The 17,832-nt window shown below is 38.4% G+C and carries 14 protein-coding genes and 1 pseudogene; 5 read left to right on the top strand and 10 right to left on the bottom strand.

Annotation, left to right across the window (positions count from 1 at the left end):
- Nucleotides 1-16: 16 nt before the first annotated feature.
- From FJR04_RS19155 to trmD, 7 genes are all read right to left on the bottom strand, one after another.
- Nucleotides 17-229 (bottom strand): hypothetical protein, encoded by a 213-nt coding sequence (locus tag FJR04_RS19155; protein WP_168497702.1) that lies wholly within the window; start codon nucleotides 227-229, stop codon nucleotides 17-19.
- Nucleotides 230-330: 101 nt separating this feature from the next.
- Nucleotides 331-1,116, bottom strand: a complete 786-nt coding sequence (gene larB / locus FJR04_RS19150) for a nickel pincer cofactor biosynthesis protein LarB (RefSeq protein WP_168497700.1) — start codon at nucleotides 1,114-1,116, stop codon at nucleotides 331-333.
- Between the two features lie 34 nt (nucleotides 1,117-1,150).
- Nucleotides 1,151-2,935, bottom strand: coding sequence for an ABC transporter substrate-binding protein (locus FJR04_RS19145; RefSeq protein ID WP_168497698.1), 1,785 nt, complete (start codon nucleotides 2,933-2,935; stop codon nucleotides 1,151-1,153).
- Between the two features lie 25 nt (nucleotides 2,936-2,960).
- Complete coding sequence (locus tag FJR04_RS19140) at nucleotides 2,961-3,593, bottom strand: PIN domain-containing protein (RefSeq protein ID WP_168497696.1); 633 nt, start codon at nucleotides 3,591-3,593, stop codon at nucleotides 2,961-2,963.
- 50 nt (nucleotides 3,594-3,643) lie between these two features.
- Nucleotides 3,644-4,120, bottom strand: a complete 477-nt coding sequence (locus FJR04_RS19135) for a hypothetical protein (RefSeq protein ID WP_168497694.1) — start codon at nucleotides 4,118-4,120, stop codon at nucleotides 3,644-3,646.
- A 34-nt stretch (nucleotides 4,121-4,154) separates the two neighbouring features.
- Entirely contained in the window at nucleotides 4,155-4,637 is a 483-nt protein-coding gene (ispF, locus tag FJR04_RS19130) for a 2-C-methyl-D-erythritol 2,4-cyclodiphosphate synthase (RefSeq protein ID WP_168497692.1), read from the bottom strand.
- A 90-nt stretch (nucleotides 4,638-4,727) separates the two neighbouring features.
- Nucleotides 4,728-5,438: a tRNA (guanosine(37)-N1)-methyltransferase TrmD gene (trmD, locus tag FJR04_RS19125; RefSeq protein WP_168497690.1), complete on the bottom strand. Its 711-nt coding sequence runs from the start codon at nucleotides 5,436-5,438 to the stop codon at nucleotides 4,728-4,730.
- Between the two features lie 515 nt (nucleotides 5,439-5,953).
- Here trmD and FJR04_RS19120 point away from each other — a divergent pair.
- The 4 genes and pseudogenes from FJR04_RS19120 (at nucleotide 5,954) to FJR04_RS26675 (ending at nucleotide 15,074) form a co-directional block, all read left to right on the top strand.
- Nucleotides 5,954-6,817 (top strand): cyanophycinase, encoded by an 864-nt coding sequence (locus FJR04_RS19120; RefSeq protein ID WP_168497688.1) that lies wholly within the window; start codon nucleotides 5,954-5,956, stop codon nucleotides 6,815-6,817.
- A 173-nt stretch (nucleotides 6,818-6,990) separates the two neighbouring features.
- The gene (cphA, locus tag FJR04_RS19115) at nucleotides 6,991-9,690 is read left to right on the top strand and encodes a cyanophycin synthetase (RefSeq protein ID WP_168497770.1); all 2,700 of its coding nucleotides are present in this window, start codon (nucleotides 6,991-6,993) and stop codon (nucleotides 9,688-9,690) included.
- A gap of 407 nt (nucleotides 9,691-10,097) precedes the next feature.
- A pseudogene (locus FJR04_RS26680) lies at nucleotides 10,098-12,005 on the top strand (PAS domain S-box protein); the annotation flags it as partial.
- A gap of 60 nt (nucleotides 12,006-12,065) precedes the next feature.
- A complete protein-coding gene (locus tag FJR04_RS26675; RefSeq protein WP_371718412.1) occupies nucleotides 12,066-15,074 on the top strand; it encodes a response regulator in 3,009 nt (1,002 codons plus the stop codon).
- A 232-nt stretch (nucleotides 15,075-15,306) separates the two neighbouring features.
- On the opposite strand, the gene psb32 is transcribed toward FJR04_RS26675, so the two are convergent.
- Complete coding sequence (gene psb32 / locus FJR04_RS19105; RefSeq protein ID WP_168497683.1) at nucleotides 15,307-16,047, bottom strand: photosystem II repair protein Psb32; 741 nt, start codon at nucleotides 16,045-16,047, stop codon at nucleotides 15,307-15,309.
- Between the two features lie 189 nt (nucleotides 16,048-16,236).
- Here psb32 and cysH point away from each other — a divergent pair, with 189 nt between their 5' ends.
- Nucleotides 16,237-16,941 (top strand): phosphoadenosine phosphosulfate reductase, encoded by a 705-nt coding sequence (cysH, locus tag FJR04_RS19100; protein ID WP_168497681.1) that lies wholly within the window; start codon nucleotides 16,237-16,239, stop codon nucleotides 16,939-16,941.
- Nucleotides 16,942-17,043: 102 nt separating this feature from the next.
- Here cysH and FJR04_RS19095 read toward each other — a convergent pair whose 3' ends face one another.
- Complete coding sequence (locus tag FJR04_RS19095; protein WP_168497679.1) at nucleotides 17,044-17,490, bottom strand: type II toxin-antitoxin system VapC family toxin; 447 nt, start codon at nucleotides 17,488-17,490, stop codon at nucleotides 17,044-17,046.
- On the bottom strand, nucleotides 17,490-17,774 hold the full coding sequence (locus tag FJR04_RS19090; protein ID WP_168497676.1) for a hypothetical protein: 285 nt from the start codon (nucleotides 17,772-17,774) through the stop codon (nucleotides 17,490-17,492). The genes FJR04_RS19095 and FJR04_RS19090 overlap by 1 nt, the downstream gene beginning before the upstream one ends.
- Between the last annotated feature and the right edge of the window lie 58 nt (nucleotides 17,775-17,832).

Genomic DNA, 17,832 nt, shown 5'->3' with positions numbered 1-17,832 from the left:
AAAATCTAAAATTACTTTAACCGTAACTAGTTAAACTTTTGAACAAATAACCGACTACTACACCAATAAACATAGCCCAAATTTGTCCAGTTTTGACAAAGTGATTCCAAGCACCTTGCATTTGAGCTAAAATGTCCGGGTCTTTAATATTACTGTAATTAGCAAGAAAAGTGAGATGTTCGTGTAAGTTTCCTAGTGTTGGCAATAGTGAATCATTCCAATATTCCATAATGCTGTTACCAAAAGTTTATAACCTGTAGGAAAGAGTTGAAGTAACTAATCAAATATAAAGTTACCGCGATTCTACTTATTCTTTACTCTTTTAGTTTACTATGTTTCTGCTGCCAAGCGTAATTTTTCTGAAGTTCGTAAAATTTGTCCTGCTAAAACCGCCGCACCAAAGCCATTATCTATATTTACAACACCTATACCAGCAGCACAAGAATTGAGCATTGTCAATAAAGGCGCTAAACCGGAAAAACTTGCACCATAACCAATACTGGTAGGAACAGCAATTACTGGACAGTCTGTTAAACCCGCCACCACACTAGGTAAAGCCCCTTCCATACCCGCGACGACAATTAAAACTGATGATGATGCTAATAGGTGACGGTTACTCAGTAAACGGTGAATTCCCGCCACACCTACATCCCAAAGACGCTGTACAGAGAAACCAGAAAGTTCAGCAGTGACAGCGGCTTCTTCCGCAACAGCTAAATCCGCCGTACCAGCCGAAAGAATGCCAATTTTGCCAGGAAATCTGACTTCAATCACAGAGGGAACGATCGCACAAATTCGCGCTTGTTCGTAATATTGGATACCTCTAACTTTTTTTTGTAATGCAGAATATACTTGTGGTTCAATGCGGGTAGCCATAACCACAGAAGTACGGTGACGCATTACTTCCATAATTTGAGAAATTTGATCAGGTGTTTTACCCGGTCCCCAAATTACTTCCGGGAAACCTGTTCTTAATTGACGATGATTGTCTATTTTTGCGAACTCACCTACAGATTCATAAGCTAAATCTTTGAGTGAGTCGAATGCTATCTCTGGGGTAATTTTACCATTAGCGACCGATTCTAAGAGCGATCGCAAAGTTTCAGGTTGAGTCACAGCAATTTAATAACTGACAAATATTAATTATCACCTACTTTATCACTTTTATTTCATGAATATTCCAAAAAGCACCACCAAGAGCAGAATATTGGATTCCTTGAAAACGATTTCTGATTGCAGATAGAGAATAGGAATTAACCAAGTAAATAAATGGTAAATACTCCTGTGTTAATTTTTGACTTTCTGCATAAATTTCCTTCACTTTCCCATCATCAAATTCCTGTGCGCCTTGAATATAAAGTTCATGAATTTTCACCTCCCAATCAGCAACTTCTCTTCCTTGGATTGGCTTTTGTCCTGCTTGAGGCTTTTGATTAAACATATGTAATCCCCCATCAGGAGACCAAACATTAGCCCCATCATTTGGTTCTAATCCACCCGTTAAACCTATTAAACAAGCATCCCAATCTAAAGTATTAGATAACTTGTCTATAAAGGTATTCCAGGCCAAAGGAGTAAAATCCACTTGAATACCAATTTTACTCAAATCTTGTTTAATTTGCGAACCCATTGACTCCCGAATTTTATTACCAGCATTTGTCAGTAAAGTAAATCTGACTTGGTTTCCTTGCTGATCTTCTAGTAAATTTCGAGAATTATATTTAAACCCAGCCTTAATTAATAATTCCTTAGCTTTTTCTACGTTATAGTTATAAACTTTTAATCCTTTTTCTGGTGTAAGATAGTATGGACTTTGGACAGAGATTGGTGAATTCTGCGGTTGTCCTAAACCACGAAAGGTATTATTGATCATCGTTTGTCTATCAATAGCATAAGCTACCGCTTGGCGGAATTCTACAGTATTGAACCAACGAGATTTCACAGGATCAACAAGTGGCTTACCATCTCTTTTACCTTTATTCAAATTTAAAGAAATAAAACTTGTAGTAGCACTAGGACCACCATTATAGATTTGAAAATTTCCCTGTTTCTCTTGTACTTTTAACAAAGAAAAGTAATCAGGTGAAACACCTACCGAATCTAATCCACCAGAACGAAATTGCAATAAGGAAGTATCTGTTGATTCGACAATTTGCCAAATAATTCGTTCAATATAGGGTTGAGAATTACCCTGATCATCTTTACGCCAATAATAGGGATTACGGCGAAAAATTATCCGTTGGCTCGTATCATACCTTTCTAGTTTGTAAGGTCCGTTGACAACAATTTCTGCTGGTGGAGTATCAACACCCCATTTTGATAAAAACTCTGGTTTCCCATCTTGGTCTTTAGTTTCTATTGATTTTCTGAGTGCATGGGCTGGTAAAATAGCTGCACTAGCATTTTGTAAAAAAGGTCTAAAAGGCTCTGGTACACTAAATTCAACTCGACGCTGATCTAGTTTTTTGACATTAGGAAATTTGCGACTTTTACCAATTCTCAATATATCTCTAATATCTGTTGGTATAGCTTCATTCAAATAAACATTGTTATATGTAAATACCACATCATCTACAGTCAGTGGTTTTCCATCAGACCATTTTAACCCCTCACGCATGGTAAAAATAATCTTTGATTTATCATCAGAAACCTGCCATGATTCAGCTAAAGCTGGTTCTAATTTACCCGTAATAGGATTTTGGTTAATTAATCCTTCATAAGTATAACCAAAAATATTGGGAGATTCAGAACTGAGAGCATAGTTAAAGGTTTTAGGATCACTAAGAATGCTATTTACTAATTGCGGTACTTGAGTTGCATTAGTTTTAAATTGAGAGAGGTTACAGCCAGTAATTGAAATCCCTGTAAATGACAGGAGTGTGATAATTAAGAAAAAGCGTTTTGTGTGATTGAGAAGATTTTTAATAAATGTCATAATCTATTGACCTAAAATAATTAAATTATGATGATTGAGACTCTAACCAACCTAGAAAATCCTTGGTATTGCTAAAGTATTGTACACCTGCACTATTTAAAATTTGTGTCACATTCTCATTCTTTTTCCCAAAGTCCTTAGTATTACCACTTAGGAATACTTTTCGCTCATTAGGATGCTGATCTGCATGATCAAGAATACTTTGTAAAATCAAGTTATCCATCAGATCATTCTTTATAAATAATGTTTCTTTCTCCAGGAAAACTTGCTCTGAAATTGTCTTAATTATGCTGCCATTAAAATTTATATTTTCTGCACTTTCAATTAGTAAATTTATGATTTCCGAGAAACGGTTTTGGATATCATTTAATAATAGTGTGTTTTCAATTGATGCTTTTTGTAAATGCCGAGAAAAAGATTTAGCATGAATAGATGTTTGATCACGTATTGATTCGTTAAGTTGTTTATCCATTTCTGCTTGGAATTTTAATTGATATTCCTTAACCTTCCTGTATGTATTAATGGCTTCAATATAACAAATAGCAGGTATGACTATACGTATTGATGGATGAGAATCACGCAGTAACTTTTCTGCTTCTAAGTCTCTTCCTTTGGCGACAGCCATGATAATATTAGTCTCTATGTATAGTATAAGCACTGAATTTTCCTAATAACCTAATCAAAAGTATGTAAGTGTAAATATGTTACTCAATTTCTGATTATGTAAGTATGTTCTTCTCCTTCTATTAATGACAACAAACCAATTTTGGCTATTTCATCATATGCCGGTGGACTATCCAAATTCCAATGATATGCTAAATCTCTGAGCCAAGATTGAACAAGAGTTTCTAGATGAAAATTAAATATTCTTTTGTGACTAAATTCCGGATCATAGGTGCTGAGTATATCATTTGTTTTCAACGATATTGAATTTTTGATATTTTGCTCTTCTGTCAATGAGAAAATGTTAATTTCTTCCAAATCAACTAACATACCGAAAGGAATATCTTTTGTGATATCCTGTTTAATATTCTGCAAGTAGTGTGTTTTCAATTGAGAAATAGCATTCTGTCTGAAAATAGTGTTTAGTTTTTCGGCTTTTGTTTCAAAAAATAAAACAATATTTTCATTCCTGTTCCGAAAAGGGACATATTGTGGAATATTATCAGAAAATTTGATAGACATATCTTTGTTTCCTCTAGTTCAGTAAATAATTTAACTAATAACTCCCCACCAACAAAACTACAGCATAAGCACAAATCCCTTCTTCTCTGCCAGTGGGACCCAATTTTTCATTAGTAGTAGCTTTGACACCAATTTGATTGGGTTCTACTTCTAAAACTGCTGCTAATTTATCCCGCATTTTAGAAATATGGGGTTTTAATTTTGGACGTTCTGCAACAACAACAGAATCAATATTGCCAATTTTCCAACCTTGATCCCGAATTAGCTGATGGACTTGCTCTAATAGTACAAGACTATCAGCCCCAGCCCATTGGGGATCTGTCGGGGGGAAATAATGGCCAATATCACCTAATGATAACGCGCCGAGCATTGCGTCCATGATGGCGTGTGTGAGAACATCAGCATCACTATGTCCTAACAAACCGAGTTCATGGGGAATGTGAATACCGCCTAGAATTAAATTGCGATCGCTCACCAATCTGTGAATATCGTACCCGTTACCAATTCTGATGTTCATAGTTAGTTGTTAGTTGTTAGTTGTCCGTTGTCAGTTGCAAAAGAATATTTTCCTCCCCTACTCCCCTGCTCCCCTGCTCCCTGTCACCTGTCACCTGTCACCTGTCACCTGTTCCCTCTCCTCTTGCCATTTTTTCAGCAAATCGGGACGACGGAAAGCTGTGCGCTCTATTTGTTGTTGACAGCGCCAACGAGCGATCGCTGCATGATTACCACTTAGTAGCACATCTGGAACTTGCCAACCGCGAAAATTAGCAGGACGGGTGTATTGAGGAAAATCTAATAAACCTTCTTCAAAACTTTCCGTTTTCAGAGATTCTTCCTTTCCCACAGTTCCGGGGAGGAGACGTACCACACCGTTAATCAAAGCCATAGAGGGAATTTCTCCTCCAGTGAGGATAAAATCGCCCAAAGATATTTCCCGAGTCACTAAATTTAGAACTCTGTCATCTACCCCTTCATAATGACCACAGATGACAATTAATTGGTCGTAATTTGTGGCTAATTCGCGCAGCAAGGGCTGGTTAATCGTTTGTCCTTGGGGACTCATCAAAATCACATCTCGACGGGGTATAATCGGCAAAGACTCCACAGCGGCAAAGATCGGTTCTGGTTTCATCAGCATTCCTACACCACCACCATAGGGTTCGTCATCTACCTTGTGGTGCTTGTCGGTGGTAAAGTCTCTGGGGTTAATCAGATGTACTTGAGCAATCTGTTTAGCTAAGGCCTTACCCAATAAACCAGAATTGAGAATTGACGTAAAACAGTCAGGAAAAAGTGTAACTATATCAAAACGCACAGTAATTCGTATTCGATAGAACTAATTTTAAGGGTAGATACCTAGCAAACACAATAACTGATAGCGCCCCGTGGCGTAAGCCATGAAACCACTAAAAATAGCGCAAAAATCTGCCAATAGTATCTAAAAGTACCAAAACTTCTAGTTCTTTAGAGAGATCAAAAGTTTTTCTAATTACTTAATTTATGTTTAAATATTGTCACCACTAAATTTAAATTAATAATCCCACCAGAGTTAACAACTTCAAAGGATGCATCCAGCTAGCCCCAGAAGTAAAAGTGTCAAGACAGGCTAAACCCTAAGTCTAAAAGGGAATTATATTTACCCTAGCACTATGAAAGCTCCCTAGAAAAGTGGATAGGTAAAAAATAAGGCGCTGGCTATGAGAAAGACACAATTGAGGCATCTTAACCTTAAAGCAGTGTCTTCTCACACCAAGCAAAGGGCAAAAATTAACAAGTAGAAAACCTTGTTTAATTAACCTGAAGTTGTTGACTCCCTCAAGCAGAAACATAATGCCGCAGTTAGAAGTTAAATCGCTGGAAATGAGGACACCCCAAGCAACTAAAACCGCCGTTCTGGTTATCGGAGGCGCAGAAGATAAAGTTCATGGACGAGAAATTCTGAGAACTTTTTTTGTTCGTGCTGGTGGTAACAAGGCGTATATTACAATAATTCCATCAGCCTCCCGCGAGCCTGCCATTATTGGTGGTAGGTATATTCGCATTTTTGAAGAAATGGGTGCGGAAAAGGTTGAAATTTTAGACATTCGTGAACGGGAACAATGCGAAAATCCTGAGATTAAAGCATCCCTCGAAGCCTGTAGCGGTGTCTTCTTGACAGGAGGAGACCAACTGCGCCTTTGTGGAGTCCTATCCGACACACCAGCCATGGAAATTATCCGCCAACGGGTAAGAGCCGGACAACTGACTTTAGCAGGAACAAGTGCTGGAGCAGCGGTAATGGGACATCACATGATCGCCGGCGGCGGCTCTGGAGAAACACCTAATCGTTCTCTAGTAGATATGGCCACAGGCTTGGGATTTATTCCTGAAGTTGTAGTTGATCAACATTTCCATAACCGCAATCGGATGGGGCGACTTGTTAGTGCGATCGCTGCACACCCTGATCGATTAGGCATTGGTATTGACGAAGATACTTGTGCTGTATTTGAACGGGATGGTTGGCTACAAGTTATGGGCAAAGGCAGCGTCACTATTGTTGACCCTACAGAACTTACCCATACCAACGAACCCAGCGTTAGTGCTAATGAACCCTTGACCGTACATAATTTACGACTACATATCCTCAGTTACGGAGATCGTTTCCATCTTTACCAACGTACTGTTTTACCTGCTGTGCATCGCATCTCTAGCTGACGGTATAGAGTATCTCAGGTTACACTGATTTGACCGCGCTTTAATTTCTTCTTACCCAAAAATTTTAGCCAAATACTATCCAAAAAGAAAAAACTGTTCACCTAGAACAGTTTGGCGGTCAATTTCAGTAAGAAACTAGAATTTTGGTTCCGAATCTCCATCTACCTATTCCCATGAGAATCCTCAAGATCCAAACCTTACGCGGTCCAAACTACTGGAGCATTCGACGCCACAAGCTGATCGTTATGCGCCTCGATCTGGAAAACCTTGCCGAAACGCCCTCAAATGAAATACCTGGCTTTTATGAAGGATTAGTAGAGGCGCTGCCAAGTTTGGAGGGTCACTATTGCTCCCCTGGTTGTCGTGGTGGTTTTCTAATGCGGGTGCGAGAAGGCACTATGATGGGCCATATAGTAGAACACGTAGCCTTGGAACTCCAGGAATTAGCAGGAATGCACGTAGGTTTCGGTCGCACCCGTGAAACTGCCACACCTGGAATATTTCAGGTAGTAATCGAGTACCTAAATGAAGAAGCGGGTCGCTATGCGGGACGTGCAGCAGTTAGGCTATGTCAAAGTATTATTGACCGTGGTCGTTATCCCAAAGCCGAATTAGAGCAAGATATCCAAGACCTAAAAGACTTTTGGCGTGATGCTTCTCTGGGTCCTTCAACAGAAGCAATCATTAAAGAAGCCGAAAAAAAAGGTATTCCTTGGATGCCCTTACCAGCTAGGTTTCTGATTCAGTTGGGCTATGGTGTCCATCAAAAACGGATTCAGGCCACAATGACCCATAACACAGGCATTCTGGGCGTTGAACTAGCTTGTGATAAAGAAGCCACGAAACGGATTCTAGATGCCAATGGTGTACCAGTTCCTAGAGGTACAGTCATCAATTTCTTTGATGATTTGGAAGAAGCCATTGAATATGTCGGTGGTTATCCCATCGTGATTAAACCATTAGATGGTAATCATGGCCGGGGTATCACCATTGATATCACAAAATGGGAAGACGCAGAAGCCGCTTATGAGATGGCTAGACAAGTTTCTCGCTCAATCATTGTCGAACGATATTATGTTGGCCGTGACCATAGAGTATTGGTTGTAAATGGCAAGGTAGTAGCCGTAGCAGAACGCATTCCTGCCCATGTCGTAGGTAATGGTAAATCTACTATTGCAGAACTAATTGAAGAAACAAACCAAGACCCCAATCGTGGTGACGGTCATGATAATGTTCTCACAAAGATTGAACTAGATCGTAACAGCTACCAGCTACTAGAGAGACAAGGGTACACAATCAATAGTGTGCCACCCCAAGGGGAAATGTGCTATCTCCGAGCCACAGCTAACCTCAGCACAGGTGGTAGTGCCGTAGATCGCACAGACGAAATTCACCCAGAAAACCTTTGGTTAGCTCAAAGGGTAGTCAGAATCATCGGTTTAGATGTGGCGGGAATAGATATTGTGACTTCGGATATTAGCCGCCCTTTACGGGAACTAGATGGTGTCATTGTTGAAGTCAACGCTGCACCCGGTTTCCGAATGCACGTCGCCCCCAGCATTGGCATTCCCCGTAATGTCGCCGGCGCAGTCATGGATATGCTATTCCCCAACGAACAAGCCAGCCGGATTCCTATCCTCTCAGTCACAGGCACAAATGGCAAAACCACTACTACCCGATTGTTAGCTCACATTTACAAGCAGACAGGAAAGGTGGTTGGATATACGACTACAGACGGTACTTATATTGGTGATTACTTAGTAGAAGCAGGAGATAATACTGGTCCACAAAGCGCCCATGTTATCCTCCAAGATCCGACTGTAGAAGTAGCAGTATTAGAATCGGCACGTGGTGGTATTCTTCGCTCTGGGCTGGGATTTGAAAATGCTAATGTAGGTGTGGTATTAAATGTATCTGCTGACCATCTGGGCATCGGCGATATAGATACCATTGAACAATTAGCTCATCTCAAAAGTGTAGTTGCAGAAGCTGTATTCCCTGATGGTTATGCCGTTCTCAATGCCGATGATCATCGCGTTGCTGCTATGGCAGAGAAAACTAAGGCTAATATTGCTTACTTTACTATGAACCCCGACTCAGAACTGGTAAGAAAGCATATCCAGAAGGGAGGAGTGGCAGCAGTTTATGAACATGGTTATCTCTCAATTGTCAAAGGTGATTGGACACACCGGATCGAAAGAGCCGAAAATATTCCCTTGACAATGGGTGCAAGAGCGCCATTTATGATTGCTAATGCTTTAGCTGCTAGTTTGGCTGCGTTTGTAGAGAATGTCACCATTGAACAAATTCGCTCCGGTTTAAGGAGTTTTCGTGCTTCTGTAAGTCAAACACCAGGACGAATGAATTTGTTTAATTTGGGTAAATACCATGCTTTGGTAGATTATGCCCATAATGCTGCTAGTTACGAGGCTTTGGGATCATTTGTCCGCAATTGGACTACAGGACAACGCATTGGTGTAGTTGGTGGTCCGGGCGATCGCCGTGACGAAGATTTTATCATGCTAGGTAAGTTAGCAGCAGATATCTTTGACTACATCATTGTTAAAGAAGATGATGATACTAGAGGCCGACCCCGTGGTTCAGCTTCTGATTTGATTACTACAGGCATCACCCAAGGTCAACCTAATAGTCGTTATGAATCTGTCTTGGATGAAACCCAAGCTATCAACAAAGCCTTAGACATGGCTCCTGATGGAAGTTTGGTGGTAATTTTGCCAGAAAGTGTCAACCGAGCTATCAAGTTAATTAAGCTACGTGGTGTAATTGATGAGGAGATACAACCACAAAACTTAAATACCAATGATTCGCAAAATGGGGTAGCACCTTCTTCTGTGATGAATACGCTAATTTAGATGACGTACACCACACACTCCCCTCTCAGGGTGAGTGTGGACATCTGGTTAAAAGCTAATACCTGAGTTCAACGGAAGAAAATAGTCTGCAAGTGTTGATTGACCATAGTTTCAGGATTTAATAACTTTTTATTAATTGTCAATAAATGGAAATTATTGACAATTAGTTAGAAATAAACAATATAAACTGTAAATTGTGCTTAAAAAGCATTAAATAATATTACTAATTATTCTCAAGATGACACCAAAGATTTAAGAATAAAGAGTACATCACAGCGGAAATAAACCAATTAGTCCCAATTTCACAAAAGATTTACACAATATCAATTTTGTTGATGTAGCCTGTGATTGGCATTATTTTTAATTTACTACAATTCTATCACTTTAAATAACAACAAAATTATAATATGAAAGGATCATTGTCTAATGATGAAGCCGCAAGAATAGACGCACTTTTGCAGTACAAGATTCTTGATACTCCACCTGAAGTTGCTTTTGATGAGCTAACTCGTTTAGCTGCTTATATTTGTGAAACTCCTATAGCCTTAGTAACTTTGATTGATACAAATCGTCAGTGGTTTAAGTCTAAAATTGGGTTAACAACTTCAGAAACGCCTCGTGAAATTGCCTTTTGTAATCATGCTATTGGCCAAAAAGATATTTTTATTGTTCCTAATGCTTCTCTTGATCCCAGATTTGCTAATAATACCCTAGTAACATCCGAGCCTAATATCCGGTTTTATGCAGGTGTACCTTTAATTAATGCCGAAGGTTACGCTTTAGGAACGCTGTGTGTAATTGATAATGTGCCAAGAGAACTGACAAATCAACAGTTGGACGCATTGCATATATTAAGCCGTCAAGTAATGAAGCAGTTGGAAATGCGCCGCAATTTAGATTCCTTACTGCTGGTAAATAAAGAACGTCAACAACAAGAAAAAGTCAACCGCAAATTTTTAGTCAAAATTGGCGGTTACTTTGGTTTAACATCATCCATTCTGCTGATGATTGGGATATTTTCTTATCAAAATATTCAAGGATTTATAAATATATATAATCAGCAAAAACAAACTTTAGAGATAATAAATTCTCAAAAAGAACTTATATTCTATCTTCAGTCTGCTGGAAATGAACATAAGAATTATATCTTGACAGGAGAACAGCTTCATTTACAAAAGTATCAAAATGCAGTTAATAAAATTGATCAAGAACTTAAAGTATTAAAAAAAATAAGTTCATCCGAACCAAAATCACAGGAAAAAATTGCCAATATTGAAAAACAGATAACAGTAAAAATATATAAAATTCAAGAAATTATTGATTTACGCCAAAACAAGAGTGCGGAAATAGCATTGCAGAGTTTTGTAGCTAATCAGAAAAAAAATCCTCATAACAATATATATGAATATATCCATGAATTTAATAAACAACAAAAAGAACTATTTCAACAGCAGTCTAGACAATTAACCAATAATACACACAATATGGTTTTCGCATTAGCGATCGCGATTGGATTGTGTGTAATTATTTTTATGATAATTTATTACCTAATATACAGAGAAATTACTGAACGTAAATGGGCAGAAAAATCTCTCAAACAAGAACGCAACTTTATTACCAGCGTTCTGGATACAGCCAACGTTTTAGTCATGGTTCTCGATTCTCAAGGGCAAATTGTCCGCTTTAATCGAGCCTGTGAGCAAACCACAGGTTACAGCTTTGATGAAGTGTTAGGTAGCTGTTTTTGGAATGTATTTTTAGCTGAGAAGGATAAACAATCAAGTTCAGCTATGTTCCAGCAATTAATATTAGGTAAAGGACAAAAAGAATACGAAACTCAATGGATTACCAAAGACGGAAAACAAAGATTAATTATTTGGTCATATACTCCTCTTCTAGATCACGAAAATAAAATAGAATACATTGTTAGCACAGGCATAGATATTACTGAACGCAAGCAGTCTGAAGCTTCCCTCCAACAACAAATCACAGCAATAGAAGCAGCAAATGATGGCATTGGTATCCTTGATGCTGATGGTAAATATATTTATGTAAATAGCTCTTATATAAATATATTTGGATATAGTAATGCCTCCGAAATTCTAGATCAAAAGTGGGAACATTTTAAAAATCAAGAAGATATTACATGGTTCAATGACCAGATTTTTCCCGTATTGAGAGAAAATGGTTATTGGCATGGTGAAACAATAGCTAAAAGAAAAGATGGTAGTACATTTACTCAAGAACTTTCTTTGACATTGCTCGAATCTAGAGGACTAATTTGTGTTTTTCGTGATATTAGTGAACGCAAACAAGCTGAACAATATCTCAGTTTACAGTATGCTGTAACCGGTTCTTTAGCAGGAGCTAGAAATATTCAAAATGCCACCCATCGCATCTTAAAAGTAATTTGTCAAAATTTGAACTGGGATTGGGGAGAAATTTGGATTATAGACAAATCTAACAATGTTCTTCGTTATCTAGATATGTGGTGTGAAGCATCTTCAGAACTGAAACAGTTAGAAGAAATAACTAGACAAATAACGTTTGCTCCAGGAGTTGGATTACCTGGACGGATTTGGTCTAACTTTGAACCTGTATGGCTAACTAATGTTTGTAATGATCAGAATTTTCTGCGGATAGATATTGCTGCTCAAATAGGATTGCATACAGCTTTTGGTTTTCCCATTCGTAGTGGGAATACAAACATTGGTGTGATGGTTTTCTTTACTAAAAGTATTCAGCCAGAAAATACAGATTTGCTGCAAGTAATGATGTCTATTGGCAACCAAGTTGGTCAATTTATTAAGCGAAAACAGGCAGAAGAAGAACTAAATCTGCAAAATTTGCGATCGCAACTACTAGCCGATATCACCCTCAAAATCCGCGAATCTTTACAAATTGATGACATCCTCAACACCAGTGTTACTGAAGTTCAAAAATTACTAAAAGCTGATCGTGTCCTGATCTTAGAATTAGAAGCCAATGAATCTTTAACAGCACGAAAAGAAGCATTAATTCCTGGTATCCCTGTCGTCATAGGAGAGAATATTATTGATTCTTGTTTTATAGAAAAACACGTCCATAAATATCGTCAAGGATGGATTACCAGCATTAATGATATAGAAACAGCTAACATCCAACCTTGTCATCGGCAACTATTAGAAAGATTTCAAGTCAAAGCTAACCTTGTGATTCCCATTTTTCTGAAAGATCAATTTTGGGGATTGTTGATTGCTCACCAGTGTACTCAACCCCGTCATTGGAATAGTTGGGAAACAGAATTATTGCGATCGCTTGCGGATCAAATAGGTATTGCTTTAGCTCAAGCTAAACTACTAGAAGCCGAAACTCATCAACGTCAAGAACTAGAAATAGCTCGACATCAAGCCGAGTTAGCTTCTCAAGCCAAAAGTAGTTTTCTGGCGAATATGAGTCATGAAATTCGTACTCCCATGAATGCCGTTTTGGGAATGACAGGCTTACTATTAGAAACTCCCCTCAACCCCGAACAACAAGATTTTGTAGAAACAATTCGTGTTAGTGGTGATGCTCTGCTATGTCTAATTAACGAGATTTTGGATTTATCTAAACTAGAAGCTGGAGAAATGCTCCTGGAAACTCTAGATTTTGATCTATCTACTTGCATTGAAGAAATTTTAGAATTGTTAGCACCCCAAGCTCATCATAAAGGATTAGAAATAGCCGCCTTAATTCCTGCTAATATTCCTACACAACTCCAAGGAGATGCTAGTCGTCTTCGCCAAATTTTAATGAATTTAATGGGTAATGCTATCAAATTTACCACCACAGGCGAAGTAATTATCAGTGTAGAATTAACCTCAGAAAACTATCATGCCGCTACCATTAATTTTGCTGTGATAGATACAGGAATTGGAATTACTCCTGAAGATCAAAATAAACTCTTTCAACCATTCTCTCAAGTTGATGCTTCTATTACCCGTAAATATGGTGGTACAGGTTTGGGATTAGCAATTTGTCAACAATTAGTAACATTAATGGGAGGAGAAATAGGCATTAACAGTCAAATTGGTAAAGGCTCTAATTTTTGGTTTGAATTACCTTTTACTAAACAACCTGAATCTGTTTCTCAAAATCAAGATTATCATCTTCTCAGTCAACGACGCTTATTAGTAGTAGATGACAATGCTACCAATCGAAAAATTCTCCACCACCAAGCTACCCGTTGGGGAATGCAGGTAGATGAAGCTGATTCGGCAATTGCTGGATTGGCAGCCTTAACAGCCGCTGTAGAAGCACAAATTCCCTATGATATCGCCGTCATTGATATGCAAATGCCTGATGTAGATGGCATGACATTGGGAGTACAAATTAAGGGTAATCCAGCGATCGCTCATACCCCTTTAATTATGTTGACTTCTACTAATCAAAGAGATGAAGTAAAACGAGCATTAAATATAGGCTTCACTAGTTATTTAGTTAAACCTGTCAAGCCTTCCCGGCTGCTGGATACAATTATGAATATCTTAGCGAAGCAATCAAAATCAGATATGCCTCAACCTTATAAAATTGAGCATAAATCTATTAAATTATTAGGCGAAAAAACCACTAAAGAGAATAAATCTAAATTAAAATTACTTTTGGCAGAAGATAATTTAGTTAATCAAAAAGTTTTTCTCAAACAACTATATAGTCTAGGATATCAAGCGGATATAGTAGCTAATGGACAAGAAGTATTACAGTTATTAGATCAAATTTCCTACGATTTAATTTTCATGGATTGTCAAATGCCAATTCTTGATGGTTTGGAAACCACTAAAGCAATTCGGCTTCGTCCCCTTAGTTCTTTTCCTAAACATCGCCAACCTGTAGTTATTGCAATTACAGCTAATGCCATGAAGGAAGACCAAAGACGGTGTTTAGATGCGGGTATGGATGACTATTTAAGTAAACCAGTAGTTAAAGATAAATTAGCTGCAATGTTAGAAAATTGGAGTCACAAAATACTTACACAACAAGAAATAAATATTTCTGAAGTAACAAATTCTCCAGTCAATCACAGTAATTTTGACATACCAATTGACTGGGAATATCTACATCAACTTTCTGAAAATAACCCAGAATTTGAGTTTGAACTATTAAAAATGTTTACAGAAAATACCCAATCTCATTTAGAAGAAATCAAAGCCGCAATTATCGCCAACGACTTTCAGAAAATTGCCTGGGAAGCTCATTATATTAAAGGTTCTAGTGCTAATATTGGTGCAACAACCATGCAAAATGCCGCAGCTAAATTGGAACAACTGAGTAAAAAACAAACTTGTGCAGGTGCATCCGCATTGTTAACAGAATTAGTAGAATTTGTCAACCAAATTCAAGCATTTTTAAATAGGGATTGCTGAGAAAGTCTTTTTGTCCGTTGTCCGTTGTTCGTTGTCCGTTGTCCGTTGCAAATATTTTTCTCCCCTACTTCCCCTACTTCCCCTGCTCCTCTGCCCCCCTGCTCCCCTGCCCCCCTGCTCCTCTGCCCCCCTGCTCCCCTGCCCCCCTGCTCCCCTGCCCCCCTGCTCCTCTGCTCCTCTGCTCCTCTGCTCCTCTGCTCCCCTGCTCCCCTGCCCCTCTGCCCCCTTCCCCCTACTCCCCAGATTCTGGAGTTGAAGGTTGAAACACTTGGTAAAGATAATATGTTGCCATGGGAATGACAGTAGCTGCAATTAACAGCCCTACAACCCAAGCAGTTGCATTACCTTGATCAGTTTCTTCGGCTTTTGTGAAAGTTCCTTCCACCTTGACAGTTTCTATGATTTCTGGTGGACCTGGATCTGGTTTACCAGACAAAACAGCAACCAAGCGATCGCTCACATCTAAAAAACCTTGGTTATATTTATTACCATCACGCAACGCTGTACCCAATGTTTCTTCCGCCACACTTTGAGCAATAGAATCAGTCAATAGAGATTTGACTTGATTACCACTAACCAAAGCAGTTCCATTAGTAACAGTATCTACTAGTAACAATACTTGATTAGCTTGTGCTTCTGCCGTCGGAAACCATTTACTAAATAGTCCTTTCGCAAAACTTTCCGGTGTTTCCCCATAGTCAAGGCGGCGAATAGTCACAATTCTGGCTTCATTACCAGTTTCCTGCGCCAAATCCTTGAAAGTCTTGCTAATCTGACCTTCATTCAATCGGCTAATCACATCACCTTGATCTAAAATCCAAGTATCTGCTGTGAGACTGGGTATTTCGTATACACCAGTAGCAGCAGCAGGTAAGACAAACAGCGAAGTCGCCATTATCATTACCAATACTGGTAAAATTAGACGAGTAACGTATTTTTGATTACTAAATAATTGCTTCAGTAACTGTTGCATGGGATGAATCCTTAAACAGACTTGCAATTAAAATAGTACACAATTAGGTGACAGGAAATAAGTGACAGGAAACAGGTGTTTTTTCACCTCAACTGCTTTTGCTTCTGGTTAAGTCAGGCGGGATATGTACCTGGATACGATAATATTAAATTTAATAAAAGGTAAAAAATCTTTGTTTAGAGAAATATCATGACAGCTTCTACCACATTTGACTTAGCAGCACTAAATCAACAATTTGAAACCGCAAGCCCTACAGAAATCTTAGCCTGGTCTGTTCAGAATATTCCCACAGGACTGGTACAAACTAGCGCCTTTAATGTTGATGACATTATCTTGACACATATCCTCTATACCATACTTGAGCATCCCACCCCTGTAATTTTCCTTGATACTCTCTATCACTTCCCCCAAACCCTAGAATTGGTTGCTAAAGTCAAAGAAATCTATAACCTAGATTTACAAACCTATAAAACACCAGATGTCAATAGCCGTGAAGCCTTCGCTGCTAAATTCGGCGAAGCCCTTTGGGATACAGATATTGCTAAATTCCACGACATTACCAAAATCGAACCACTGCTGAGGGGTTTAGACGAACTCAACACCGTTGCTTGGATTACAGGCCGCCGTCGTGATCAAGCCGTTACTCGTGCTACTATGCCCGTATTTGAATTAGATGGTAAGGGAAGATTAAAAATTAACCCCCTAGCTACTTGGACCCGCAAACAAAGCTGGGCGTATGTAGCCGAACATAAAGTAATTTACAATCCTCTCCATGACGAAGGTTATCCTAGTATTGGTGACGAACCCATTACCACCAAAGTAGCCGACGGTGAAGACGAACGCGCTGGACGTTGGCGCGGAAGCGAAAAAACCGAGTGTGGAATTCACATTTAATTCTCAAAGTAGGGTGTGTTAGCGATCGCGTAACGCACCTTTTTTGTGAACAGAAAAATTTAAAGGTATGTGAAGAAAAGTCCACCTACTTATTGATATTCATCAGATTAATAAAGTATTTGGATGTACTGGGGTAATTTTATTTTCATAGCGTTTAAAGTCACTCATATTGAAAGTAAGAAGGTGAGTTATTTGATTAGCAAACATAACTGCTACTAATCTTGCATCATGAACATTGACACCCATCACACCGTATTCCATTACAATCTGTTTCCAATGCTGATAAATTTCCGGTATATCTGGTAATATAGGAAAGAAATTTTCTAATTTTTGTAGTTCTGCTTCTGCTGCAATTAAACTCAATCCTAAGCCATTTTTTTCTACAGGACGAGTAGCACTACGCCAAAATTCTACTAAATTTTGATGTGTTAAATAACAAGTTTCTTGTTTTCTTCGGAGTGTAGCAAGGGCATTTAAAGATTCAGCACACATTGGATGATGTGGTTGTGCTATTATCAAAATGATATTAGTATCAATTAAATATGCCACTATATTTCCTCTTCTTCATAAATACCTGCTCGACTTACAGCGTAGTCAGATAAAATAGGTGTATTTTTTGTATGACTAGAACTCCATTCATTTAGTGCTGTAATCCATTCTTCATCGGAAACTGTTTGATAAAACGGAAGTTTTGTAGTTTTAACTAATTGTTCTAGCATTGCATCAAGATGAGGTTTAACTGCTTCTGCTGGAAGTTGAGTTATTTTTGCTAATGTTTCGGTAACTTGTTGTAATTCTTGAGAATGAGATTGTTGCCATGTTTGTAAGATCATAATTTTGAAAATATGATTTTTTACAACTTATATTTTAGCACAATATTGTCTGAATTAG

The sequence above is a fragment of the Anabaena sp. UHCC 0204 genome (assembly GCF_009711975.1).
GTDB lineage: Bacteria > Cyanobacteriota > Cyanobacteriia > Cyanobacteriales > Nostocaceae > Dolichospermum.
The sequence above is the reverse complement of the archived record's forward strand: the minus strand, read 5'-3'. Positions and strand labels throughout refer to the sequence as shown.

Excerpts from the sequence above, each read along its gene's own strand:
- FJR04_RS19155 (WP_168497702.1), bottom strand. The coding sequence starts at position 229 with ATGGAATATTGGAATGATTCACTATTGCCAACACTAGGAAACTTACAC.
- psb32 (WP_168497683.1), bottom strand. The coding sequence starts at position 16,047 with ATGCAACAGTTACTGAAGCAATTATTTAGTAATCAAAAATACGTTACT.
- FJR04_RS19135 (WP_168497694.1), bottom strand. The coding sequence starts at position 4,120 with ATGTCTATCAAATTTTCTGATAATATTCCACAATATGTCCCTTTTCGG.
- cysH (WP_168497681.1), top strand. The coding sequence starts at position 16,237 with ATGACAGCTTCTACCACATTTGACTTAGCAGCACTAAATCAACAATTT.
- FJR04_RS19090 (WP_168497676.1), bottom strand. The coding sequence starts at position 17,774 with ATGATCTTACAAACATGGCAACAATCTCATTCTCAAGAATTACAACAA.
- ispF (WP_168497692.1), bottom strand. The coding sequence starts at position 4,637 with ATGAACATCAGAATTGGTAACGGGTACGATATTCACAGATTGGTGAGC.
- FJR04_RS19120 (WP_168497688.1), top strand. The coding sequence starts at position 5,954 with ATGCCGCAGTTAGAAGTTAAATCGCTGGAAATGAGGACACCCCAAGCA.
- FJR04_RS19145 (WP_168497698.1), bottom strand. The coding sequence starts at position 2,935 with ATGACATTTATTAAAAATCTTCTCAATCACACAAAACGCTTTTTCTTA.
- cphA (WP_168497770.1), top strand. The coding sequence starts at position 6,991 with ATGAGAATCCTCAAGATCCAAACCTTACGCGGTCCAAACTACTGGAGC.